Origin of the sequence: Candidatus Thiodictyon syntrophicum (assembly GCF_002813775.1) — a bacterium.
GTDB classification, from domain to species: domain Bacteria; phylum Pseudomonadota; class Gammaproteobacteria; order Chromatiales; family Chromatiaceae; genus Thiodictyon; species Thiodictyon syntrophicum.
In genome coordinates, this window is sequence record NZ_CP020370.1 from 5,288,925 (window position 1) to 5,312,905 (window position 23,981).

At 67.3% G+C, this 23,981-nt stretch carries 23 protein-coding genes; 9 read left to right on the top strand and 14 right to left on the bottom strand.

The annotated features are described in order from the left end of the window. Nucleotides 1-135: 135 nt before the first annotated feature. Together THSYN_RS22335 and THSYN_RS22340 are read right to left on the bottom strand one after the other, a co-directional pair. On the bottom strand, nt 136-1,059 hold the full coding sequence (locus tag THSYN_RS22335) for a DUF6384 family protein (protein WP_100921073.1): 924 nt from the start codon (nt 1,057-1,059) through the stop codon (nt 136-138). After that, nucleotides 1,056-2,309, bottom strand: coding sequence for a cell surface protein (locus tag THSYN_RS22340; RefSeq protein WP_216644611.1), 1,254 nt, complete (start codon nt 2,307-2,309; stop codon nt 1,056-1,058). Before THSYN_RS22340 ends, THSYN_RS22335 begins: the two co-directional genes overlap by 4 nt. A 509-nt stretch (nt 2,310-2,818) precedes the next feature. On the opposite strand from THSYN_RS22340, the gene THSYN_RS22345 reads away from it, so the two are divergent. From THSYN_RS22345 to THSYN_RS22360, 4 genes are all read left to right on the top strand, one after another. Further along, nucleotides 2,819-3,040: an addiction module protein gene (locus THSYN_RS22345; protein WP_100921074.1), complete on the top strand. Its 222-nt coding sequence runs from the start codon at nt 2,819-2,821 to the stop codon at nt 3,038-3,040. After that, nucleotides 3,037-3,342, top strand: coding sequence for a type II toxin-antitoxin system RelE/ParE family toxin (locus tag THSYN_RS22350; protein ID WP_157817859.1), 306 nt, complete (start codon nt 3,037-3,039; stop codon nt 3,340-3,342). Before THSYN_RS22345 ends, THSYN_RS22350 begins: the two co-directional genes overlap by 4 nt. 283 nt (nt 3,343-3,625) lie before the next feature. Next, nucleotides 3,626-6,232, top strand: a complete 2,607-nt coding sequence (gene prsT / locus THSYN_RS22355; protein ID WP_157817860.1) for an XrtA/PEP-CTERM system TPR-repeat protein PrsT — start codon at nt 3,626-3,628, stop codon at nt 6,230-6,232. Nucleotides 6,233-6,568: 336 nt separating this feature from the next. Further along, entirely contained in the window at nt 6,569-7,261 is a 693-nt protein-coding gene (locus tag THSYN_RS22360) for a PEP-CTERM sorting domain-containing protein (RefSeq protein WP_100921077.1), read from the top strand. 784 nt (nt 7,262-8,045) lie between these two features. Here the strand turns inward: THSYN_RS22360 and THSYN_RS22365 are convergent. The 7 genes from THSYN_RS22365 to THSYN_RS36735 form a co-directional block, all read right to left on the bottom strand. Next, the gene (locus THSYN_RS22365; protein ID WP_100921078.1) at nt 8,046-8,396 is read right to left on the bottom strand and encodes a DUF5615 family PIN-like protein; all 351 of its coding nucleotides are present in this window, start codon (nt 8,394-8,396) and stop codon (nt 8,046-8,048) included. A 13-nt stretch (nt 8,397-8,409) separates the two neighbouring features. Further along, entirely contained in the window at nt 8,410-8,742 is a 333-nt protein-coding gene (locus tag THSYN_RS22370) for a DUF433 domain-containing protein (protein ID WP_100921079.1), read from the bottom strand. A 255-nt stretch (nt 8,743-8,997) separates the two neighbouring features. Then, the gene (locus tag THSYN_RS22375) at nt 8,998-9,273 is read right to left on the bottom strand and encodes a type II toxin-antitoxin system Phd/YefM family antitoxin (RefSeq protein ID WP_216644612.1); all 276 of its coding nucleotides are present in this window, start codon (nt 9,271-9,273) and stop codon (nt 8,998-9,000) included. Between the two features lie 658 nt (nt 9,274-9,931). Beyond that, entirely contained in the window at nt 9,932-10,315 is a 384-nt protein-coding gene (locus tag THSYN_RS22380) for a hypothetical protein (RefSeq protein ID WP_100921081.1), read from the bottom strand. Continuing rightward, on the bottom strand, nt 10,312-11,454 hold the full coding sequence (locus THSYN_RS22385) for a toxic anion resistance protein (protein WP_236848652.1): 1,143 nt from the start codon (nt 11,452-11,454) through the stop codon (nt 10,312-10,314). Before THSYN_RS22385 ends, THSYN_RS22380 begins: the two co-directional genes overlap by 4 nt. Nucleotides 11,455-11,576: 122 nt before the next feature. Then, a complete protein-coding gene (locus tag THSYN_RS22390; RefSeq protein WP_236848653.1) occupies nt 11,577-12,533 on the bottom strand; it encodes a 5-bromo-4-chloroindolyl phosphate hydrolysis family protein in 957 nt (318 codons plus the stop codon). Nucleotides 12,534-12,551: 18 nt separating this feature from the next. Next, on the bottom strand, nt 12,552-12,677 hold the full coding sequence (locus tag THSYN_RS36735; RefSeq protein WP_257791196.1) for a hypothetical protein: 126 nt from the start codon (nt 12,675-12,677) through the stop codon (nt 12,552-12,554). 373 nt (nt 12,678-13,050) lie between these two features. Here THSYN_RS36735 and THSYN_RS22395 point away from each other — a divergent pair, with 373 nt between their 5' ends. Genes THSYN_RS22395 through THSYN_RS22410 form a run of 4 tightly spaced genes read left to right on the top strand, consistent with a single transcriptional unit; the run spans nt 13,051 to nt 17,169 of the window. Then, nucleotides 13,051-15,651 (top strand): tetratricopeptide repeat protein, encoded by a 2,601-nt coding sequence (locus tag THSYN_RS22395; RefSeq protein ID WP_100921084.1) that lies wholly within the window; start codon nt 13,051-13,053, stop codon nt 15,649-15,651. A gap of 11 nt (nt 15,652-15,662) precedes the next feature. Next, nucleotides 15,663-15,956 (top strand): molecular chaperone DnaJ, encoded by a 294-nt coding sequence (locus tag THSYN_RS22400; RefSeq protein ID WP_100921085.1) that lies wholly within the window; start codon nt 15,663-15,665, stop codon nt 15,954-15,956. Beyond that, nucleotides 15,956-16,615, top strand: a complete 660-nt coding sequence (locus THSYN_RS22405) for a nucleotide exchange factor GrpE (RefSeq protein ID WP_100921086.1) — start codon at nt 15,956-15,958, stop codon at nt 16,613-16,615. The genes THSYN_RS22400 and THSYN_RS22405 overlap by 1 nt, the downstream gene beginning before the upstream one ends. Nucleotides 16,616-16,650: 35 nt before the next feature. After that, nucleotides 16,651-17,169 carry a CIA30 family protein gene (locus THSYN_RS22410; RefSeq protein WP_100921087.1) on the top strand — a complete coding sequence of 173 codons (519 nt, stop codon included), beginning with the start codon at nt 16,651-16,653 and terminating at the stop codon, nt 17,167-17,169. Here the strand turns inward: THSYN_RS22410 and THSYN_RS22415 are convergent. The 5 genes from THSYN_RS22415 to carA all read right to left on the bottom strand — a co-directional run bounded on the left by THSYN_RS22415 (nt 17,163) and on the right by carA (nt 23,192). Continuing rightward, a complete protein-coding gene (locus THSYN_RS22415) occupies nt 17,163-17,630 on the bottom strand; it encodes an AAA family ATPase (RefSeq protein ID WP_157817861.1) in 468 nt (155 codons plus the stop codon). The two genes, THSYN_RS22410 and THSYN_RS22415, sit on opposite strands and share 7 nt — an antisense overlap. Nucleotides 17,631-17,876: 246 nt before the next feature. Then, nucleotides 17,877-18,353: a transcription elongation factor GreA gene (gene greA, locus THSYN_RS22420; RefSeq protein ID WP_100921089.1), complete on the bottom strand. Its 477-nt coding sequence runs from the start codon at nt 18,351-18,353 to the stop codon at nt 17,877-17,879. 11 nt (nt 18,354-18,364) lie between these two features. Next, complete coding sequence (carB, locus tag THSYN_RS22425) at nt 18,365-21,571, bottom strand: carbamoyl-phosphate synthase large subunit (protein ID WP_100921090.1); 3,207 nt, start codon at nt 21,569-21,571, stop codon at nt 18,365-18,367. Nucleotides 21,572-21,617: 46 nt separating this feature from the next. Continuing rightward, nucleotides 21,618-22,031, bottom strand: a complete 414-nt coding sequence (locus THSYN_RS22430; RefSeq protein WP_100921091.1) for a GxxExxY protein — start codon at nt 22,029-22,031, stop codon at nt 21,618-21,620. A 27-nt stretch (nt 22,032-22,058) separates the two neighbouring features. Continuing rightward, the gene (gene carA, locus THSYN_RS22435) at nt 22,059-23,192 is read right to left on the bottom strand and encodes a glutamine-hydrolyzing carbamoyl-phosphate synthase small subunit (RefSeq protein WP_100921092.1); all 1,134 of its coding nucleotides are present in this window, start codon (nt 23,190-23,192) and stop codon (nt 22,059-22,061) included. A gap of 351 nt (nt 23,193-23,543) precedes the next feature. On the opposite strand from carA, the gene lysM reads away from it, so the two are divergent. Further along, complete coding sequence (gene lysM, locus THSYN_RS22440; RefSeq protein ID WP_100921093.1) at nt 23,544-23,981, top strand: peptidoglycan-binding protein LysM; 438 nt, start codon at nt 23,544-23,546, stop codon at nt 23,979-23,981.

The window sequence follows — 23,981 nt, forward strand, 5'->3', positions numbered from 1 at the left end:
GTGCCTCGTTGTCGTCGTTGTCGTTGTCGTAATCGAGGTTATCGGAGTGCCCCGGATTCTTTCGCACCCGAATTGCATCGCTTCTCCGAATACGATTACGATTACGACAACGACAACGCCGGAGCTACTGACCACTTACCACTTCGTTATCGCCCCGCCGGTAGTCTTCATCTCATACCGTGGCACCAGTTCGCCGCGGGGTTTGTAGCCGAAGCGGTCCTGCTCGATGATGCCGTCGTCCTGCTTGTCGCGCTTGACCGCCTCAAAGGTGCGTTGGTCCGCCCGCAGGGCCCAGCGGTCGACGGCCTCGGTCGTGCGCGTCTCCTCGTTGGCGATCGGCACCTTGAGCACCCGCCCGGACGGGTCCACCGCCTCGACCACGACATAGTAGTTGCGCGCCCCGGTGTTGATATCGGGGATACGAAAGACCCCGGACTGCACCCCCTGACGGTTGACGATCCGCACCAGGTATTCCTGCCCCAGGGTGACGCGCGCGGACTCAAGCTCCGCGAGCGCCGCCTTGGCCCGCGCCTTATCCCCGTTGCGCAGCGCCGCCTGACCGGCGTTGAAATAACGCTCGATCGTCGCGCGCGCCTGGTCCGTTTTGGCGAGCCCGAGCGCCTCGGTGTGGACCCGCGCCAGGTCCTGCGGGATGGCCGCGGCGGGCGCCGCGATGAAGACATGATGCAGCCCGAACAACAGCACGCCGACCAGGGCGAGCCCGCCCAGCCACTTGCCCGCGGCACCGCGCCGGACATAGAGCCGCGCCAGCCGGGTGCCGAGGGTATGCGGCGGCGGCTGGTAGGTGAAGCGCCCCTCCTTGAGCGCCGCCACCGCCTGCTCGATCACGCGGTCCGGGACCTCCAGGCCCTGGTCAGCATAAATCTTGCGCAGCCGCTCCTTCAGGTCCTCCTCGCGACCCTGGTCGTCGAGCTCGTTGTTGGCGATACGCTCGCGCCGCCGCAGCGTATCCACCACGTCCATGGCGAGCATCATGTCGTCGAGCGGCGGCTTGGTCCCGGCCGCCCCCCCGGTCTGAATGGCCGCCGTGTCGCTCATGACTTGATCGCCACCTCGAGGCCCTTGCCCTCCTGGGCCAGGCGCGCGAGCTTGCGCTTGCCGTCCTCCACCGCGTCGCGGATCTCGTTGGCGTTGCGGGTGCTTTCCTTGCGCATCTCCTCGATGATCTCAAAGGACTTGCTCTGCCAGGAGACCACGGACTCCACGAGCTTCTTGACCGAATCGGCGCGGATGGTCGGACCATAGCCGGCGCGCACCGCCGCCTCCTGGACCTTGCCGCCCATGTCCGCCAGGACCTCCAGCGACTTGCTGACCCCGTCCTTCATGGCCTCGACCGTCTGGGTCGCCTCGTGCAGCCCGAACAGACCGGTGAAGGAGGCCGTGAGCGCGGTCAGCACCACCTCGTTGGTGCTGAAGAAGCTGACCGCCTGCGAATAGACCCGCTCCTTGGCGTTGGTGGTCTGCACCAGGCGCGCCATCACGACCTCGGAGGTGTTGTAGGAGACCGTCAGGTTGTCCGACAGGTCCTTGGCGATCTGGTAGCGCTTCTCCTCCAGTTGCAGGGCGCGCACCTGTTCGTCCCGGGCCAGTTCCAGGCGGGCGCGCTCCGCCGGCTCCTGCGGGACCCCTTGGGCACCGGCCGCCTCCAGCACCTTCATCGCCTCCTGGACCGCGACCTTGCAGGCGTCAAGCCGCACCTGCGCGGTCTTGAGCACCTCCAGCCCCAGGACCTCGGACTGCTTGAGCGCACCGCGGAAGTCCTGATAGGCCTCAAGGATCCGCTGCTCCCGCCCGATCTGGTCGGCGGTCGCGGCCGTGACCTCCTGATAGGTGCCCTTGATCTTGTCGAAACGGCTGGCGATGTCACCGCGGGTGACCTTCATCCAGACATTGCCCATGCGCTCGAACGTGTCCAGCTTACCATCCGCGATCTGGTCCACCATGGTCTTGGCATCGTCACGGATGCTGTTGAAGGCATTGGTGATGTCCTCGTAGCGGCTGCCGATGCTCATGGCCGCCACCTGCTTGCGGACCACCTCGTTGAAGAGCGAGGCCTGGTCCAGGGTGCGGGCGATGGCGGTCACCCGCGCCTCGTCGAGGTCGGAGATCTGGTTCAGTAGGGCGATGATCGGGTCCACCCGCTTGTCGGCGTCCGTAGGCACCAGGCCCAGGTCGTGCAGGCCGTTCATGGCCTTTTCCAGGTACCTCATGGGGGTCGCCCGGGCAATGGCGGTCGCGTTGGCCGTCGCGGCGGCAGCGGCGGTGGTGGCGGTCTCGTTCGTGCTCATGGTTACTCCGGATCGGGTCGTGTTTGGACTGGCCTGCGGTTGGCCGGGGCGGTGCCGTTCAGGGTCCGCCGCCCCGGCGCCGGAGTGTATCGCCTAACGGCCGTTGCGTGGTATGTCTGGATCACGTCGGGTGCGATCAGAGCTGCTGTGGCGACCGAGATCCCGGGTACGCTGCCCTGGTCGTTGTCGTTGTCGTTGTCGTTGTCGTGATCGGATTGTTCGATGACGACAACGACAACGACGCCCGGTCCGTGAGAAGGTCCGGTCGCTGTAGGGTACGCATCGCGTACGCGGCCCCGGAACTGCCCTGCGGCCTCCGCGCCGGACGGGGCATGCGCCCCGTCCGGAAGGTTCCGGAGCCCCCGCCAACCCTGACGAAGGCCCGCCCGCAAGGTCCGAAACCCGCGGGACCCGCGCGATTCTGCCCTGCGGCCTTGACCCGCATGTCTGAGAGAACTATCTTGCGAAGACCGCAACGAATAAACCTTGACTGAACCGAGGATCTACGCATGGTCAATGCAGCGCTGATTTCTCAAGTCCGGAAACTGGACGTGGCGGATCGGATCGAACTGATCCGCACCGTTTGGGAGACCTTCGATGAACCGGACCTGGCCATTACGGAAGCAGAAAAAGTCCTCTTAGACGCGCGCTTGGCCGACGCAGAAAACAACCCCATGGACCAGAGCCCGTGGTCGGAGGTTCAGTCCCGGCTGTTGCGGCAGCTTCCGTGAGCTATCGCGTTGTCGTGCGGCGCAATGCAGAGCTTGACATTGCCGGCGCTATCCATTGGTATCAAGAGCGGCGCAGGGGCTTGGGGTCCGAATTCCACGCGCAGTTCAGCCGCACCATTGAACGGCTGGCGGACAATCCGCTGATCTACCCGGTGGTGTATCGCGGGGTGCGCAGAGCGGTCTTACACCGATTCCCATACTTGGTCTGGTACCGGGTTCAAGACTCGGTGGTCACGGTCCTTGCCTGCACCCATGCCAAACGCCACCCGGACATGGCGCGCACACGTCTCGCCGATCAGTAAGCCAAAAGGCCAAAGCCGCAACTGCTACTGGGAGCGCCGCACCCCAGTGCGGCGCGGCCTCTGCTCAACCCGCACCGCCGGGGTTATCCGCGAGCGCGCGCCGCACTGGGGTGCGGCGCCCCCAGGCCGCGCCGGCGTCCCGCCCGGGAGCGCGGCGTCACCCGCGCCCAAACCGCGCTTGGACTGCCCCGCCTATTCCGTATACTGATGCACCTGTCTCCCCCGGGGCCGATCCTGCCGATTCGCCCCCGCGCTCGCCCCTTCCGGATCAAGAGGAATCGCCGTGTCCAAGAACCGTCCCGCGCTCCTGACCCTCGTGCTGCTTGGGGCGATCGGCCCCGGCGCCGCCTGGTCGACCCCGGACACCGCCGCCGGGGAACCGGCGGCGGCCAAGGCCCAGACGCCCGCTGACCTGCGCGCCCGGCTCATCGAGCTGCGCAACCGCCAGCAGGCCGCGCCGAAGGACCCCGAATTGAGCTACCAACTCGGCGCCCTCTATCTGGACGCGGGTGACCCCAAGGCCGCGGAGGAGCAGCTCGAACGCGCCATCGAAGAGGGAACGACGGCCGCGGATGCCTGGGTCCTGCTCGGCCAGGCCTGGCTGCTCCAGGACAAGTTCGTGGAGATCCAAGCCCAGATCCCGACCGACGAGATCCCGGACCCGGCGGTCAAGGCGGGGGTCGTGGTCCTCCAGGGCCTGGCCTGGCTGGCCAAGGACCGCCCGAACGACGCCCGCGCCAGTTTCCAGGAGGCCCTGACCCTGGAGCCCGACCTCTCCTCCGCCTACCTGGGGTTCGCGCGCGTGAGCATGGCCGAGGGCAATGGGGCCGCGGCGGCCGAGGCCCTGACCAGCGCGGCGGGCGGGGTGCGGCCGGACCAGGCCGAGATCGAGACCCTGCGCGGTGAGTTGGCCCAGGCCAACAAGGACCTGCCGGCCGCGGAGCGGGCCTTTCAGGCGGCCCTGGACGCCAAGCCCTATCAATACTGGCGCCGCCGCCAATTGGCCCACACCCAGGTCGCCCAGAACAAGCTGGACGCCGCCGACGCCAATCTCACCGCCATCCTGGCCGCGCGCCCGGGTGACCTGGCCGCCACCTATCTGAGTGCCTTCAGTGCCTATCTGCGCGGTGACTACCAGCGCGCCTACGACAGCATCTCGCCGCTGCTGAAGGGTCAGGTCGAGGAGCCCGGGGCCCTCTTCGTCGCCGGCGCCGCGGCCTACCAGCTCGGCAACTACAACCAGGCGCGCGAGCTGCTGACGCTCTATCTGCCGCGTCAACCCGCGGACGCGAACGCGCGGGCGATACTCGCGGCCGCGCTGCTGCGGCTGGGGGAACCGCAGGAGGCGCTCGCGACCCTGAAACCGCTCCTGGGCGCAAACCCGGACGCCGGGGTACTCGCGCTGGCCGGTCAGGCCGCCACCCTGGGCGGGGAGCCCAAGGAGGCCGTAACCTACCTGGAGCGCGCGCTGGCCTTGAGCCCGCAGGATGCGGGCTTCGCCGGCCTGCTGGGTGCCGCCCGGATCGCCGCGGGCGACCGCAAGGCCGGCATCGCGGAACTCGAAAAGCTGGTCGCGGCCGGCGGGAACGGACTGCAAAGCACGGAACTGGCCCTGTTGCGGGAACGCCTCAAGGCCGGGGACCTGCCGGGACTGGTGACGGCCGCCGAACGCTTCACCAAACGCTATCCCAAGAGCCCCGATGGCCCGCTCCTGCGGGGCATCGCGCAGGCCCGCACCGGGGCTCTCCCCGCGGCCAAGGCGTCCTTCGAGCAGGTGCTCAAGCTCAGCCCGAACAACCTGGACGCGCTGATCGGACTGGCGGATGTCAGCCTGCGTCAGGGCGACCTCGCGGGTGCCGAGACCGCCATGGGGCGCGCCCTGGAACAGAAAAAGGGCGATCCCCTGCTGCTGCGCAATTTCGCGAACATCGCGCTCGCCGCCGGCAAGCCCGACCAGGCGGTGGCCCGCCTGGAGCAGGCGCGGCAGTCGAACCCCGACAACCAGGCCCTGGTCACGCTCCTGGCGGCGGTCTATACCAGTGCCGGACGGCCACTGGACGCCCTGCAGATCCTCGCCGACAAGGGTGACCCCAAGGACCCGGCCGTCCTCACCGAACGCAGCCGGGCCGAGTTGCGGGCCGGGCGCGTCGCGGCGGCGGTCGCCGACGCCCGTGCCGTCATAGAGCTCCAGCCGGAGTCCGCGGACGCCTACCTGAACCTGGGCCGCGCGCTCGAACAGGAGCCGGACCTCGTGAAGGCGCAGGCCGCCTACGAGAAGGCCCGCACATTGCGGCCGGATGACACGGCGGCGGCGGCCATCGGCATCGCGCGCACCAAGATGCTTGGTCTCGGGTCCGCGACCTCGGAGCAGACCGCAACACAGGTCGCGGACCTGGTCGCGCGGACGCTCGAGGCAAACCCGGCCGGGGCGGAGGCGACCCGCCTGCGGGCCTTGGTGTCAGTGGCGGCGGCCAAGCCCGGGCAGGCGATCCAATTACTGAAACCGCTCCACGCTGTCGACCCGGACGCGGGCACCGTCTACCAACTGGCCATGAGCTATGTCCAAGCCAAGGACCCGCGGGGTGGTATCGCCATTCTTAAACAGCATGTTGAACGTTATCCCAAGGACCTCGCCGTGCGCCTCGCGTTGGCCCGCCACTTGATGGCGGACAAGCAATACGCTTCCGCGGTCGCCGAACTCAACAAGCTCCTGGAGCAGGATTGGGGTCACACCGATGCACAGATAGACCTCGCCGCCGCCCTGATCCAGGCGGGCCGTCCCCAAGAGGCCAAGACCCACCTGGCGGAGGCGACCAAGGCGCGGCCAAAGGACATGCGGATCAAGCTGCTGCAACAGGCGGCCGAGCAGAAGTCCGGTCCGGGCAAGTAGCACCGGCTGGACGCGGCGGCGGCGCGGACCTCACCAGAGCGCGACCGTCGCTGCGGTCAGGCCGTATGGTCGGCCAAGGAGTGGCCCGACCTCGGCGGCGCCGGGTGTCAGTTTTTTTTACAGTCTCCGGTATCCAGCGTCAGACCATTTATGTTAACACACTGATAATAAAAATATTTTCATTTCTGGCATGATTTCTGCTAAATAATCCGCAAGGGGCACCAAAGGGTTTCCCTCCAGGCGAGGCGGTTAAGGGTGGACCAAGGTCTATCGTTCCGCCCAAACAGTGTCAGTGCCGCGGCATCTCGTTCTACATCAAGCTGGAGTTTCCTAATCATGCATCACTATTTCAAGACTGCTGCAGCGGGCGCCCTGCTCGCCGCCGCCCTCGTCAGCAACTCCGCCCTCGGCCAATATGCGGACACCCTCGTGAATTTTTCCGCGTCGGGCGGTGTGACGCAGGGTATCTATACCTATACCTATGTCGGCAGCGACCTCCCCACGAATGCGTTCATCTTCATCACCAACACCACCAGCTTTGGATTTGAGAAGTCCAACTTCCAGGTGGCAAATCTCGCTCAACTGACCAACACCGCCGTTGCGACCTATAACCTGTCCTATTACGTCGAACTCTACGCCGCCGCGCCGGACTCCAACGACACCATCCGCTTCCAGCAGATCGGTCTGGGCGCGGACGTGAACTCCGGCCAGAACAACATCGGGACCCAGAAGGATATCGTCGGTCAGGCGACCGTGGTCGTTCCCGTCCCGGACTTCGACGCGACGCTCAATACCACGCCGACCTCGCTCGCCGCGACCGTCAACTGCGGCGTCTGCCGTAAGTTCCTGGTGACCGACACCATCACCATGCAGTACGGCGCGGGGATCCGCGGTATCGTCAACAGCGTCAGCAACTCCTACGACACCAAGCCGCTGGACGTGCCGGAACCGGCCACCCTGGCCCTCTTCGGTCTGGGCTTGGCTGGCTTGGGCGCCCGCAACCTGCGCCGCAAGAACAAGGCCGGCTGACACGGCAGCCTTCAAGTCAGCAAGCGCCGCAGGATCGCGGCGCACGCGCAAGGCGGCCCCAAGCGGGGCCGTTTTTTTGCCCGCAGGAAAGACCCGGTCGTTGCCCCGTGCAGGATGGGCGTGAGATTGCGTAGGTATTCGGTACGTGTTGGAGCCGTAGCCTGGATGGAGCGCAGCGCAATCCAGGTCTTCGCTGCAAGTGCCCCGCGCCAGACGCGGCATCCGCCCCGTCCGGAACCTTCCGCAGCCGCCGCCAACCCTCACGACGGCCGATCCGCAAGCCTTAATAGGTACCGACGAGATTAGGTACCGACGAGGCCGCCCCGGATTCCGCTGCGCTCCATCCGGGCTACGGGACTGGGAGCGCCGCACCCCAGTGCGGCGCGATCTCGCAGATAGCCCCGCCGGTTTGGGTTGAGCAGAGTCTGCGCCGCACTGGGGTGCGGCGCTCCCAGTAGCCGTCTCTCGTTCCCACGCTCCAGCGTGGGAATGCCGCGCGGGCGCTCCGCGTCCAGTCTTGGCGCTGGACACTGATCGCCTGCCAGACCAGCATCCGGTCGAACGGGTCTTGGTGCAGGGGCGGGAGGCGGCCCAACCCGGGCCGGACGGGGCATTCGCCCCGTCCGCAACGTTTTGTCCGGCCTCGCGAACCAGCATTACGCTTCGGCGTAAGGAACAAACCTTCGGGACGGGGCGAATGCCCCGTCCCGCCCGAGGGTTGCAAGACCCGTCCGGCTCGGGTGTCGCGCCATGCTTCAAACCCTCTCCCGAACACAGAACGGCATCAAATCGGCAAGTAGGCGATGCGATTGACCCATTCGCTGGGCGTCGTCACCGTGGCGATCAGGATCAGGTCCGCGGCAGCAGCCGCGACGGACATGGATTGAGGCACGATCAGCAGCCCCGGACTCGGACGGAAGACGATGAATTGCGCGAAGTGGCGGGGCATGGTCCGCTGGTCATGTGATACCAGGATGCGACCTTGCTCGGCGGCAAGTCGCAGGACATCGGGGTCGGCCAGTCCGCGCACCCCAGCGGCAGTGGCGGGCTGGAAATCGATTGACGGGAACCGACGCAAGGTCGCTAGGACGATATTCTGGTTGAGGTCGGCGTCGGCCTGGAAAAGGACCTGCATGAGGTCACGCCGTTTACGCCGCCGAACGCCGGGCGTCGCGAAGCGCGCGATACCACAGCGGATCTTGCTCGTGGGCGGCCTGGCGCAGTGCGCCCAAGGCGGCTTCGCCTTGGGCCAGATAGGCATCAACCTGCGCGCGATGGGCCAGATAATAGGTCAGCGCCGCATCGACCTGCTGCAGCGTCAAGACCGGGAAGGATTGGGCGATGGCCTCGGCACTCTGCCCGTTGAGAAAAGCCCAGACGATCGAATCCAGTGAGACGCGGCTACTGCGGACCCGATAGGCGCCGGCGGTTACCTCGACTGACTGATCGCTTGCCGACTGATCGCTTATGGGTTGAGTCATGTCCTCGCTCCTGATCTGCGCGCCCCCGGCGGCGGCATCAGATAAGTATAGGGTCGCCGCGCACCGGCTGCCGGCAGGGCATCCAAGGCTGAAGCCCTGGACTCCGGCCCGGGGCGGCCAGCGCCAGGCGTAAAGTGCGCCGCGCGCAGACCAACACCTGGTTCTGCGGATCGGCAAGCAGGTCGGCAGCCACCGGCGACAGCCGGTGCCTGGCGGAGGCAATCCATATAAACACGCAGGTATCGACGATCAGCCTCACTGTGCCTGCCCCGTCGTCGGCGTCTGCGCCAAACCGTTGAAGGCGGCAGCCAGGCCGTCCGGCAGCGGCTCCCAAAAGGCGTCCGGCAATTCGTAACCCTCCTCCCGGGGCCCCTGACCCAGGGGCCGCGGCACCGTACGGGGCGGCGCTATGGGGATCAACTCGGCGACCGGGACATTACGCCGGGCGATCACGACCCGCTCACCGCGCGCCACGGCGGCAAGATAGCCCGAGAGCTTGGCCTTGATTTCATGAACATTTACTTGGATCACGATGTGGTCTGAGTGTTGGTTAGTAACTTAGTCATAAATCTAGCAGGTCAGCGCACACCTTGCTCCCCTACTTCCGCGTGGGAGCCGACGGCGCTTAGCTTAACTAACGGCAGGGGCGAATGCCGCGTCTGCCCGGAAGCGTCCCCCGTGGGAGCGGCTTCAGCCGCGATGAGGCCAGGGCCGTTTGCGCGGTCGCGTCGCGGCTGAAGCCGCTCCCACCGGGTGCCGCCTTGCGCCGAACAGGGCATGGGGCCCGTCCTCTCGTTCCCACGCTCCGGAGATTGTGAAAGTATTCGAGCGTGTACTCGTAGTGCGCTCCCAGAGGGCCTCCAGCAGCGTCGCAGCGGCCCTCTGGCCCGCCGGGGTTTCGCGCACGGTTGGGGGCTTGCGCCGGACGGGGCATTCGCCCCGTCCGCAACGTTTTATCCGGGCTCGCGAACCAGCGCAACGCTTCGGCGAAGGAGTAAACGATCGGGACGGGGCGAATGCCCCGTCCCGCCCGAGGGGCCTGCGCCCCGTCCGGAACCTGCCGCAGCCGCCGCCAACCCTCACGACGGCCGGTCCGCAGGCATTTAAGGTACCGACGAGGCCGCCCCGGATTCCGCTGCGCTCCATCCGGGCTACGGGGGCCGGACTGGAAGCGAGCTTTAGCTCCGGGCTAGGCCTTGTCCTTCCAGCCGAACCAGCCGCGCTTCTGCTGCATGCCGGTATCGGGGTCGATGCGTTCCTTGGTATCGCGCCAGCCGAACCAGCGCCGCTGCTGCACGACCCCCGTCTGCGGGTGGATGCGGGTACCCATGTCACTGTTCCACAAGAACCCGGTCTTCTGGAGTACCCCGGAATCCGGATCGATCCGCATCCCCGTGCCCCGCCACCCGAAGAGCCCGCGCTCCTGAATGGCACCGCTCGCCTGATCGACCCGTCGATTGGTATTCTTCCAGCCGAACAGCCGTTCCTTTTGTACCCGCCCGGTATCGGGGTGGATGCGATAGGCGCCGTCGTCATCAATGCCGAGCTGCTGTTTCAATTCATCTGAAATCATGGTTGCTGCCTCAAGGCACGCGTGGTGTAACCTTCCCCTGGACTGCCCCCCTCGGACTTGGCCGAGGCGGCACTCAGGGCCCGGCGCAGGTCCCCCTCCAGCCGCTCCAACTCCTGACTGGCCAGGGCGCGGGCGCGCTTGCCCTCGTCGGCGATCTTGAGCCCCTCCTCGATGGTCGCAATCAGGGACTCATTGGCGTGGCGGACCACCTCGATGTCGAAGACCCCGCGCTCGATCTCGCGGCGCGCCTGGGTGTTGGCGCTCTTGAGGTTGTCGGCGTTGGCGCGGAGCAGGTCGTTGGTGAGATCGGTGGCCGCGCGCAGGGTGTCGGCGGCCTGACCGGAGCGGTAGATGGTGACGGCCTGGGCCAACTGCTGGCGCCATAGGGGAACAGTGTTGACCAGGGTGGAGTTGATCTTGTTGATCAGCCCCTTGTCATTCTCCTGCACGAGCCGGATGCTGGGCAGGCCCTGCATGGTGACCTGACGGGTGAGTTTGAGATCGTGGACGCGCCGCTCCAGGTCGTCGCGCACCCCGCGCAGGTCGCGCAGTTGCTGGGCCTGCACCATATCGCCGGCCGATTCGACCCGCGCGGTCTGGGCCGGAATGACCGACTCGTCGAGTTCGCGCAGCTTGGCCTCGCCGGCCTCGATGTACTGCTCCAGGGCGCGGAAGTAGTCCAGGTTGGCCTGATAGAGCCGATCCAGTGAGGTTACATCGGTGAGCAGTTGGGTCTTGTGACGCTCCAGGGTCCGGCCGATGGCCTCGATCTGATCGCGCACCGCCTCGTATTCCTCCAGAAAGCGGGCGATCGGCCGCCCCTGGCCCATGATCCTGGCAAAGAAGCCGGGCTTGCGGTTAGGGTCCAGGGCCGCGACGTCAAAGCCCTTGAGCGTGGTAACCATCTCGCTCAAGGCCGCCCCGGCGGGGCCGATATCCTTGGCGCGCACGCCCTCCAACATCCGGTCGGAGATCTGGGTCAACTGCTCCTGGGCCTTGGCCCCGAAGAACATGACCGAATGGCTATCGGTCAGGTCGAGTTCCCGGAGCAGGGCGGTGACCGCCGGGTCCGCCGCGGTGCCGACGCTCGGGGTCAGGCTGGTGGGGCTGGTCTGCACCAAATCGGTGTGTGCGGTCACTGAGGGGCCTCCGGGATGGGTTCTGACGTATTTTTCCAAGGCGATTTCCCGACGATGTGTTATCAGAGGAGCGGGGCGCCCTGCCCCAACTCCTTACCTATCAGGTGTCTCTGGGAAATCGCCTAAGCGATACCCTCGCGCTCAAGCTGCTTCTTCAGCACCTCGATCTGGATGTCGAGATCCAGAACATCGGTCTCCAGCAGGCTTTGCCGCTGCTGCGCGAAGACCTCCTCGACCGTGACCAGGACGTTGCGGAAGTTCTGCTCCAGTTCCCGGGAGTCGGCGCGCTGGTGGGTGCGCGCATAGCCCTCGGCGACCTGCTGCACGCCCTCCAGGTAGACGTTCAGAAACTTGCGCGCCCGGTACAGGTCGGTCGGCCGGTCCGCGATCTGATCGAGGATACCGCGCCCCTGGGCACCCAGGCGCGTCAGGCGCGCCTTGAGCTCCGGGTTGCTCAGGGTCGCGGCCGTGTGTTCCAGGTCCAGGAGCCGACCCTCGGCCTCGGCCAGGGCCGCGGCCACCCGGCGCGTCTGGGCATCGCCGCTGCCGAAGGGGCGCCACCGGACCAGCGGCTCGAAGCCGTAGGACCAGTGGAACCCAAGGGCCGCCACCGCCGCGAAGGCCAGGCTGATCGCCACCCCGTGCCCCACCGCGAAGTGGGCCGTGACCCCGGCGCCGAGCGCGGTGAGGATCCCGCCCAGCGTCTTGCGCGGCCAGCGCCACAGGCGGGCGAACCGCGCCTGTGGCTCGCGATGATCACCCCGCAGGCCGCGCTGGGTCAGCCAGGCCCCGGCGATCAAGAGCAGAAACCCTGCCGCATCCGCCAGGAATTTACCGAAATGACCGCTCGCCAGGGCAATCACGGCGCCCCACAGCAGCGGCGTCGGCAAGACCCACAGCAGCGCGCCCCGCCAGGGCGGGACCCACTGGGAAGCGGGCAGGAACAGGTTGCCCAGGCCCGCCGGCAGCAGCGTCGGGCGCTCCCGGGGGGTGCCCTGGTTGACCTTGACCAGCCGCGGCGGCTGGTTCGTAACCAGGTTCCGCGTTGGTTCCCGGGGTCGTTCGGGGGGAATGCTCACCACAGGGTCCTCGGTCGGTCAAAAGACGAACAGGGCCTGGCAGGAGACCAGGCCGACGCTCCAGACCAGCAGGGTCATGCCGACGAGGCGTAGCATCAGCGACCGCCGCGGGATCTGGACAGGGGGGTGTTGCAGGTCGGACATGGTCTCGTCTGGTTCTGGGGTTGGGGCAGGGCGGACGCCGATGGGTGCGATCAGAACTGATGTGTTGACGCCGATCCCGTACCCTACAGCGACCGGACCTTCTCCCGGGCTGGGCGTCGTTGTCGTTGTCGTTGTCGTAATCGAACAATCCGATCACGACAACGACAACGACAACGACCAGGACAGCATACCCGGGATCTCGGTCACCACATCAGTTCTGATCGCAGCCGACGCCGATGTCCCTCAAGTGTGGGGGTGCATAGGTCCCATCCCAACGCGCCGACGGGACCCGGAGTGAACGGCACGGTATCATTAGCACCTTCGCCCCCGCGCCCCAGGGCCGGCGGGGCCACCCTCGGGCCCGGATAAACGCATGAAAAAACCGCGCAAGGTCGGCGCCGCGGCGCCCAAGTCCCCGCAACAGTCGGCAGCGGCGCTGCTGGCCCTGGCCCAAGGCCAGGCCGCGGCGGGGCGCTGGCGGGAGGCGACCGCCGCCTTCAAGGATCTGCTCAAGATCGAGGACCGCCCCGAGTGGCGGCTGGAGCTCGCCGCGGCCTACGCCGGACGAGCGCGGGAACTGGCGGCCAAGGGCATGCCCAAGGAGGCCCTCACCCTCTGGGAGAACCGCGCCCTGGTCGCCCCGCAACTGCCCCCGGAGTTGGACTACTGCGCCCTGCTCCTGCGCCAGGGTAAGGTCCAGGCGGTCCTGGACCTGCTGGCCCGGGCGGGCGGGCGCCTGGAGGGCGCGGCCCTGACCGCCCTGCGTTCCCACCTGGCCGCGCTGCATCTCGCGGGCGAGGCGGCGGTGGCGGCCGGGCTGGCGGCCGATGATCCGATTCGCGTTCTGGGGCCGACCGCCGCCGCGGCCCTGGACGCCTACTGCCGGGGCGACGACGCGGCCCTGCACGAGGCCCTGGCCGCCATCCCCTTCCGCTCCCCCTATCGCGACCTGGCGCAGGTCCTCAAGGCCCTGCAGCGGGCCCCGGCGGCACCCGCCGAGGCCGCCGCGCTGCTTGAACGGGTCGGCGACGACTCCGGCTTTGCCCCCCTGCGCCGGGCCTGTACCCTGGCCCTGGGTCCCCCGGAGACACTCCCGGCCCGGCTGGCGGACGCCGGGGATCAGACCCGCCGCTTCGCCCTGACCCTGGCCGGCTGGGGAGATGAACGCCAGGCCCTGTGGGAGGAGACGCACCGCGTCGGCGGGACCGGTCCCCAGGCCCTGCTGCGCCTGCTGCAGCGCCGTCGCGCCCTCCTGGGCGAGGACTGGGCGCGGCGCCAGGCCCTGCGCCTGCTGGTCCCCGGCTTTCCCAAGAGTGCGGCCCTGATCACCGAGGGAGGCGGGCGACGCCTGTCCCCGGACGAGCGCCTGCTGGTCACCGCCTGGCACGCTGAGGAGAGCCGCAACCCCTGGGACGCGATCGAGGCCTGGGGTGCCTATGCCGACCATTTGATTGAGACCGGACCGGGACCGGCCGGCAGCGACGCCGCCTTGCGCGTCGCTCTGGTCCTGCGCCGGGTGGACAGCCACCACGACTTCCTGTCCGGGGTGGCCCCCTCCCAGGACCCGGAGAACCCGGATTCGGCCCTGGCCGACGCGCTCGCCCTGAGCCTCACCTATGACCCCGACGACCGCGACACCTATGAACGCCTGGTCCGCTACTACCTGCGCGGCGACCGCCTCAAGGACGCCCGCCCCCTGCTGGAACAGGGTCTCAAGCGCTTCCCCAAGGACCTGGGCCTGCTGACCGCGGCCATGGACGCGGCGCTCGCCGGGGACGCCTTCAAGAAGGCGGCGCGCTATGCCCACGAGATCCTGGCCCTGGACCCGATCAATAGCGGCGCCCGCGAGCGCCTGGTCAAGGCCCATCTGGCCCATGCCCGCAAACAGGTCCGCGCCGCCCGCTACGACCTGGCGCGCAAGGAACTCGACGAGGCCGGGCAGTGGGACCAGGACGGGCGGCGGCGCGAGCAGCGCGCCCTGTTCGCCGGCCTGCTCGACCTGATCGAGGACGAGTCCCGCGGCCGGGATACCCTGCGCGCACAGATTGCCGCCCTGGGCGGCGGCCTGTCCGCCGCCCTGGCCCTGAGCCTGGAGGCGTTCGCCATCGGCCGCACCGCGGCCTGGGCACTTAAGGCGGTCGGCAGCGCCAAGCCCCAGGCCCCCACGCAGGCGGACCTGAGCGCCTTCCTGGCGCGGCTGCGCGCCTATCTGGAAGGGGGTGAAGGGCTCGCGACCGAGTTGCAGCGCCTGTTCGACAAGCCGCTGAGCATCGCCGCCAAGTGGCCCCTCACCCTGGCCGAGTCGGAAGCCGCCTGCGACACCCTGCGCCGGGCCGGCCTGACCCTGGCGCGGCAGGCCTTCGCCGCGGCCGCACTCAAGCGTTGGCCGGACACACCCGTGTTCGTGCTGCATCAGTTCGAGTCGCGCCGGACGGGCCGCCGCAGTCACCCGGACCGCGCCGAGCTGGGCCGACTGGAAGACGCCTGGGCCCGGGCGCGCGAGGCAGGAGACGAACGTACCGCCCATCGTATCGAACAGGTCATCGACCAGTATGCCCCGCCGCCGTTCTTCCCAGGCCTGCCCGGCGGGTTCTTCACCGACGCATTCGACGACGATGACGACGATGGGCCGGACCCGGGCCAGTTCCCGATGCCGCCGGACGCGGCCATGCGCGCCATCATCGAGATCATGGGGATCGATCAGGTGCTCAAGATCGCCGGGCTCAGCGCCCAGGAGCGCGCCGAGTTCAAGCGGCGGGAGCGCGAGGTGGGCCGGGCGCGGATGATCGATGAGGTGCTCGAACTGATGCGCGAGGAACTGCCCGACTTCGGCGCCGGGATGCCGCCCGCCCCGGGTCCCGGCACCCGCGGCGCTCCGCCTGGCGGGGGCCCCAAGGGCAAGCGCAAGACGCCGCGGGCGACTGATCCAGAGCCCCCGGACGACGACGCCCCCGAGCAATTTGAACTCTTCTAGACGAGCGAGCGATGAGCGACCCCTACCTCACCCTTGGACTGCCCCCGGACGCGGACGACGCCGCGGTCTACGCCGCCTATCTGGCGGCCGTCAAGACCTGCCCGCCGGAGCGCGACCCCCAGCGCTTCCAGGCCCTGCGTACCGCCTACGAGTCGCTGCGCACCCACCGCGCCCGCCTCGCGACGGCCCTGTTCAACCAGGAACCGCCGACCCTGCTCGAGGTCCTGGACCGCGCCGACCCGGTGGGCGCACCCCGCCGACCGGCCCGGGCGCTCTTCGACGCCCTGCTGCGCGGGGGTGACTGATGGCCCCCGACGAGCGTGCGCAATTGATCGAGCGCTTCACCGCCTACCTGGACGCCGCGGATGATCCCGCGAGCGCCGCGGCGGCTGACGCGGCGCCCGGTCCGCAGGCCCCGGACCTCTTCACCCTGCTGGCGGAAGTCGCCGCCCTGAAGAACGAGGTCAAGATCGAGTCACGCCAGGTGAAGGGCGCCCTGGATCAGTTCCGCGACGCCTTCGACCTGGTACGCCAGGCCCAGAACGCGCAGCAGGAGGCCCAGACCCAACGCACCGAGGCCGAGCGGCGCGCCCGCGAGGACACGCAGCGCGACCTGTTGCTGGAACTCCTGGAACTGCGTGACCGGCTCCAGGCTGCGGCGGATCAGGCGCAGCGCTACCGCCCCGGGTGGCTGGCCCGCCGCGGCGGCGCCGCGGCCTTCGTCACCGCCATGGCCGCGGGGCTCGGCATGAACCTGCGCCGCCTGGACGACACCCTCGCCCGCCGCGGCGTCCAGCCGCTGCCGGCCTTGGGCCAGCGCTTCGACCCCCAGACCATGCACGCCGCCGAGGTCGGACGCGACCTCAAGCAGGCGGCGGGCCTGGTCCTCACCGAGGTGCGCCGCGGCTTCGTGCAGGGGGAGCGGCTGCTGCGGCCGGCGGAGGTTGTCGTCAATCGTTTGTGATATATTTTTTTCGCGTTCCGTATCAGGTCTGACCCATGCCCACCGCACCCTCCCCGCTCATCGACGACCGCGCCAGCGGTGACCTGAATGCCAGCCTGGGCACCCGCTGGCAGTTCATCGCCGACACCGTCATGGGCGGCGTCTCGCGGGGCGGGCTGGCCGCTGAGGTCGTCGATGCCCGGCCCTGCCTGCACCTGACCGGTCAGGTCAGCCTGGCGCACAACGGCGGTTTCATCCAGGCGGGTCTGGACCTCGGAACGGCCGGCCTGGTGGATGCCCGGGGCTGGAGCGGGATCGAATTGGTGGTCCGGGGCAATGACGAGACCTATAACCTGCACCTGCGCACGGTCGACACCCGGATCGTCTGGCAGTCGTATCGCGCCTCGTTCCGGGCGCAGCCGCGCTGGGAGACGGTGCGGCTGCCCTTCGGGACCTTTGAGCCCTACCGGATCGACTGCCCGCTGGACCTGGCCGTCCTGCGGCGCCTGGGGCTGGTCGCGATCGGCCGGGAGATGACGGCCGACCTGTGTCTCGCGCGTGTTGCCTTTTACTGATGGTCGGGCCTTGATCTGAGGTCCGTGTGATCGCGCCGGTATCCACCGCAGCGAGTCATTGCCGCACCTTCCCCAAGGCCGCGCACCCAGGCGTCGGCGACTGATCGAACCGTGGCAGCAGACGCATCGCCCCTCTCCTGGCCGAGTACCCAGTCCTCGCCGACTGCGCTCAGGAACTCGCCGGTGCGCAGCGTGCCGCGAAACCGGGCTCCATCCGGGTGATCGGCGAGGCAGGCGGCGACCGCGGTGCCGTCGTCACGGGTGTTCAGCACCCAGACCTCGTCATCGCGCAGTTCATCGATCAGGTAGGGCGAGTGGCTGGTGGCGACGATCTGCAACTCAGGGTGCCGGTCCAGCGCCTGCCGCAGCCGTTGGATCAGGTCTGCCTGCGCCCGCGGGTGCAAGGACTGGTCGATGTCGTCGATCAGCAGCAGCCGCGGGCAGTCGGCGGCGTTGAGCACCGCCAATGCCGTTAAGTTAAGCCCTTCTGGCTCCCACGCTCCCGCGTGGGAGCAAGTGCGGGCGCTCCGCGTCCAGTACCAAGACCGGACGCGGAGCGCCCGCTCGGCATTCCCACGCTGGAGCGTGGGAACGAGAAGCCGTTCTCACGGGCCGGGCGTCGTTGTCGTTGTCGTAATCGTGGTCGGATTATTCGATTACGACAACGACAACGACAACGACAACGACAAGGTACCATCTGCTCCTGCTCAGATGTACTTGACATCCAGGATCTCCAACTCCCGCTTGCCCCCGGGGGCGTCGACCACGCCGACATCGCCCTCGCTCTTGCCGATCAGGGCACGGGCGATGGGGGAACTGATGGAGATCATGCCCTGCTTGAGATCCGCCTCGTCGTCGCCGACGATCTGGAAGCTGCGCTCCTCGTCCTTTTCGACCTCCAGGACCAGGACGGTCGCGCCGAAGACGACGCGCCCGGTAGGCGGGAGCTTGGTGACGTCGATGATCTGGGCATTGGAGAGCTTGCCGTCCAGGTCCTTGATGCGGCCCTCGATGAAACTCTGCTGCTCGCGGGCGGCGTGGTATTCGGCGTTCTCCTTGAGGTCGCCGTGGGCGCGCGCCTCGGCGATCGCCTCGATGACCCGCGGGCGCTCGATGCGCTTGAGGCGCTCCAGTTCCTCACGCAGTTTCTCGGCGCCGCGGGCGGTGAGAGGTACCTTGCTCATTCGTGGAGTCCTCAGTGAAGGTCTTGGAGCCGATTGACACTCAGGATGTCGAGTTGCTTCAGCGCCAGGCAGGTGGCCTCGGCCCCGGCGATGGTGGTGGTGTAACTGACCTTGTGCTGGAGTGCGGCGCGGCGGATGGCGGAGGAGTCGGCAATCGCCTGGGCGCCCTCGGTGGTATTGACGATGAAGCTGACCTCGCGGTTCTTGATCATGTCGACCACATGGGGCCGACCCTCCATGACCTTGTTGACGATCACGCAGGGCAGCCCGGCCTCGTGCACCGAGATGGCCGTGCCGCGGGTGGCATAGAGGCTGAAGCCCAGGGCCAGCAGGTCGCGTGCGACCCGGATCAGGCGCGGCCGGTCCGCGGTGCGCACGCTGAGCATCGCCTTGCCCTTGGCCGGCAACAGGGTGCCGGCCCCTTCCTGGGCCTTGGCGTAGGCTTCGCCGAAGGACTCGCCGACCCCCATCACCTCGCCGGTGGACTTCATCTCCGGCCCCAGCACCGTATCCACCCCGGGGAATTTGATGAAGGGGAAAACGGCCTCCTTGACGAAATAGTGTTTGGGCCGGACCTCCCGCGTACAGCCTTGCGCCGCGAGTGATTTGCCGACCATACAGCGGGCCGCCACCTTGGCCAGGGCCAAGCCGATGGCCTTGGAGACGAAGGGCACGGTACGCGAGGCGCGCGGATTCACCTCCAGGATATAGATGTCGTCACCCTTGATGGCGAACTGGGCGTTCATCAGCCCCACCACGTTGAGCCCGTGGGCCATCTGGGCCATCTGCACGCGCATCCGGTCCTGGGTGGACTGCGACAGGGTATAGGGCGGCAGCGAGCAGGCGGAATCACCCGAATGCACCCCGGCCTGCTCGATATGCTCCATGATGCCGCCGATCAGCACATCCTTGCCGTCGCAGATGGCATCGACATCGACCTCGATGGCGTCTTCCAGGAAGCGGTCCAGGAGCACCGGTGATTCATTGGAGACGCGCACCGCGTACTTCATATAGCGGGCCAATTCGGTCTCGTCGAAGACGATCTCCATGGCCCGCCCGCCCAGGACATAAGACGGGCGCACCACCAACGGATAACCGATGGCGGCGGCCTTGGCCACCGCCTCCGCCTCGCTGCGGGCGGTGGCGTTGGGCGGCTGCATCAGCCCCAGTTGGTGGATCAACTGCTGGAAGCGTTCGCGGTCCTCGGCCCGATCGATGGCGTCCGGGGTGGTACCGATGATAGGCACCCCGTTGGCCTCCAGGGCCCGGGCGAGCTTGAGCGGGGTCTGGCCGCCATACTGGACGATGACACCGAGCGGCTTCTCCTTGTCCACGATCTCCAGCACGTCCTCCAGGGTCAGCGGCTCGAAATAGAGCCGGTCGGAGGTATCGTAATCGGTGGAGACGGTCTCCGGGTTGCAGTTGACCATGATGGTCTCATAGCCGTCCTCCCGCAGTGCCAGGGCGGCATGGACGCAGCAATAGTCGAACTCGATCCCCTGACCGATGCGATTCGGACCGCCGCCCAGGACCATGATCTTCTGCCGATCGGTGGGCTGCGCCTCGCACTCCTCCTCATAGGTGGAATAGAGATAGGCGGTGCTGGAGGCGAACTCGGCGGCGCAGGTGTCGACTCGCTTATAGACCGGGCGCACCCCGAGTGAATGGCGCAGCTCCCGAATCTCCTGCTCGGTGGCGGCGGTCAGGCGCGCCAGGCGGCGGTCGGAGAAGCCCTGGCGCTTCAGTGCATAGAGTCGCTGCGCGTCCAGTGCTGCCAGACCGGCCTGGCGGACCTGGGCTTCGGTCTCGACCAGATCATGGATCTGGGCCAGGAACCAGGGGTCGATCTGACACAGTGAATAGATCTCGCGGCTGTCCATCCCGGCGCGGAAGGCGTCCGCCAGATAGAAGATGCGCTCGGACCCGGCCTGACGCAACTCGTGCTTGATCGTATTGCGGGCCTCCGGGTGCTTGAGGTCGACCACCTCGTCGAGCCCGTAGCGGTCCGTCTCCAGCCCACGCAGGGCCTTTTGCAGCGATTCCTGGAAGGTGCGGCCGATGGCCATCACCTCTCCCACCGACTTCATCTGGGTGGTGAGGCGCGGATTGGCCTGGGGGAACTTCTCGAACGCGAAGCGCGGGATCTTGGTGACCACATAGTCGATCGAGGGCTCGAACGAGGCCGGCGTCGCCCCACCGGTGATGTCATTGCGCAGTTCATCGAGCGTATAGCCCACCGCCAGCTTGGCCGCGACCTTGGCGATCGGAAACCCGGTCGCCTTGGAGGCCAGGGCCGAGGAGCGCGACACGCGCGGATTCATCTCGATGATGATCATGCGCCCGTCGTCCGGATTGATGGCGAACTGGACGTTGGAGCCGCCCGTATCCACCCCGATCTCGCGCAGCACCTTGAGCGATGCGTCGCGCATGATCTGGTACTCCTTGTCGGTCAGGGTCTGGGCCGGGGCGACCGTGATGGAGTCCCCGGTATGCACCCCCATCGGGTCGAAGTTCTCGATGGAGCAGACGATGATGCAATTGTCCGCATGGTCACGGACCACCTCCATCTCGTATTCCTTCCAACCCAGAGCCGACTCCTCGATCAGCAACTCGTGGGTCGGCGACAGGTCCAGTCCGCGACGGCAGATCTCCTCAAACTCCTCCTCGTTGTAGGCGATACCGCCGCCACTCCCGCCCATGGTGAAGGAGGGCCGGATGATGGACGGGTAGCCGATGGAGGCCTGGACCTGGATCGCCTCCTCCAGGCTGTGGGCGATGGCCGAGCGGGGCATGTCGAGCCCGATCTTGCGCATCGCCTTGCGGAACAGGTCGCGGTCCTCGGCCTTGTCGATGGCCTCGCGCGAGGCGCCGATCAGTTCCACCCCGAAGCGCTCCAGCACGCCCCGGCGCACCAGGTCGAGCGCGCAGTTGAGCGCCGTCTGTCCGCCCATGGTGGGCAGCAGCGCGTCGGGGCGCTCCTTCTCGATGATGGCGGCCACCGCGCGCCAGGTGACCGGCTCGATATAGGTGGCGTCAGCCATCTCCGGGTCGGTCATGATGGTGGCCGGATTGCTGTTCACCAGGATGACCCGAAAGCCCTCCTCGCGCAGCGCCTTGCAGGCCTGGGCGCCGGAGTAATCGAACTCGCAGGCCTGGCCGATGACGATCGGCCCGGCGCCGATGATCAGGATGCTGTGGATGTCGGTACGTTTTGGCATGGTTTAAGAATATTGCCGCAAATGAACGCAAAAAGACGCAAATGAATTAGATCAGTCGGCGGTCATCGTGCTCGAAAACCAGACGGCGGACTTGCAGCCGTGGTGACCCGAAATTCAGAAGCAGCGCGACGTGCAGTCCGGTAGCACGCAGGTAATTTATCACCTGAGCCTCATGCTCGGGGACGAAACAGCGCACGGCCTTCAGCTCAACCAAAAGGCTACGCGCAACGACGAGATCAGCAGCGAAAGAGCCAACGACCAGCCCCTTGTAACGGACATCGAGGACGACCTGGCGTTGAAAGTCTATTCCCTGGGCAGCAAGCTCCATGCACAGCGCGTTCTCATAGACCGACTCCAGAAACCCCGCTCCCAGGTTATTGCTGACCTCGAACGCACAACCGATCACCCGCCTGGAGATAGGCTCAGCGCCGACGGGCAACTCATCATTATTTGCGTCCATTTGCGTTCATTTGCGGCTTCTTCATCTTCATCTTCCTCTTTCGTTCATAAGAGCGATGAAGTGGTCGAACACCGGTGCCACGTCGTGCGGCCCCGGGCTGGCCTCCGGGTGGCCCTGGAAGCTGAAGGCCGGGCAGTCGCGGCGTGCAATGCCTTGCAGGGAGCCGTCGAAGAGCGAGCGGTGGGTCGCCTCCAGACAGTCGGGCAGGCTCGCCTCGTCCACCGCAAAGCCGTGGTTCTGGCTGGAGATCATGACCCGCCCGGTCTTGAGATCCTGCACCGGATGGTTGGCCCCGTGATGACCGAACTTCATCTTGACGGTCCGCGCCCCGCTCGCGAGCCCCAACAACTGGTGCCCGAGGCAGATGCCGAACAGCGGGATGCCGCTCTCAAGCAACTCACGGATGGCGGTGATGGCATAGTCGCAGGGCTGCGGGTCACCGGGTCCGTTGGACAGGAAAACCCCGTCCGGGGCTTGGGACAGCACTGCCGCCGCCGGGGTCCGGGGCGGCACCACGGTCACCCGGCAACCGCGGCTCACCAGCATCCGCAGGATGTTGCGTTTGATGCCGTAGTCATAGGCGATGACGTGGTAGGGAGGCTCGGCCTCCAGGTCCCGATGGCCGTGCGCCAGACTCCATACCCCCTGGGTCCAGCCATAGGGCTCGCTGGTGCCGGCGTGCTGGGCCAGGTCCATGCCCTTGAGCCCCGGGAAGGCGCGCGCCGCGGTCAGGGCGGCGGTCTCATCCACCCCCTCCCCCGCCATCAGGCAGCCGTTCTGGGCGCCCTTCTCGCGCAGCAGGCGGGTCAGCCGCCGGGTGTCGATCCCGGCGATGCCCGGCACCCCCTGGCGCAGCAGATAGTCGTCCAGCCGCTCGCGCATCCGGAAGTTGCTGGGCAGCAGCGGCAGGTCACGAATGATCAGACCGGCGGCCTGGACCCCCGACGACTCCTCGTCCTCCGGGTTCACGCCCGTGTTGCCGATGTGCGGATAGGTGAGGGTGACCAGTTGGCGCAGGTACGACGGGTCCGTCAGGATCTCCTGATACCCACTCATGGCGGTGTTGAAGACCACCTCGCCGACGCTCGAACCGTCGGCGCCGATCGAGGTTCCCCGAAAGACGCAACCGTCTTCCAGGACCAGAACTGCTGGCTTTTTCAAGGATTTCTCCGAATCGGGAGGCGGCGTGGCCGGCACTGCGGGGGCCGCGATAGACCACCGGGACAACAGCGGGCGCGGGCACTGATGATTCGGACAAAGCGGCACCGAATCCGCGGGGATTCTAAAGGTCCGGCGCCCGACTGTCCACGCGGGGAACGGGCAAGGCGCGATCGCTCCCGATGCAGGGGGGCCACCGCGGCTCGGGGGCGGCGGCGAATCGCTGCGATCGAGATCGGCAGGGCGGCTCAAATTCGGGGAAAAACGGTTCTGGACATGGGGTGCACTTTAGTTGCACCATCCGCAAACTGGACTGAGCATCGCTTCCGAAAACCACCAGCAGCGGAGATCACCATGGGTCTGTTCGATTTTCTGAAGGGCACCGGCAAGAAAGTCTTCGGCAGCGAGGCCGAGGCGAGTGAGAAGATCAAGGCCGAGATCGAGAAAGACAATCCGGGCATCAAGGATCTCAATGTCACCTACGACAAGGGCGTGGTGTCGCTCTCCGGCACCGCCGCCAGCCCCGAGGCGATGGAGAAGGCGGTCCTGATGGCCGGCAACGTCCATGGCGTGTCTGAGGTCAAGGCCGACCAGCTCACCGCCCCGCCCCAGACCGTCGAGGTCGACTTCTACATCATCCAGGCGGGCGACAACCTCTCGGCCATCGCCAAGCGTGTCTACGGCAACGCCAGCGCCTACCCGCGCATCTTCGAGGCCAACCGGGAGGTCATCAAGGACCCGGACCTCATCTTCCCGGGGCAGAAGATCCGCATCCCCAAGGACGTCGCCTAG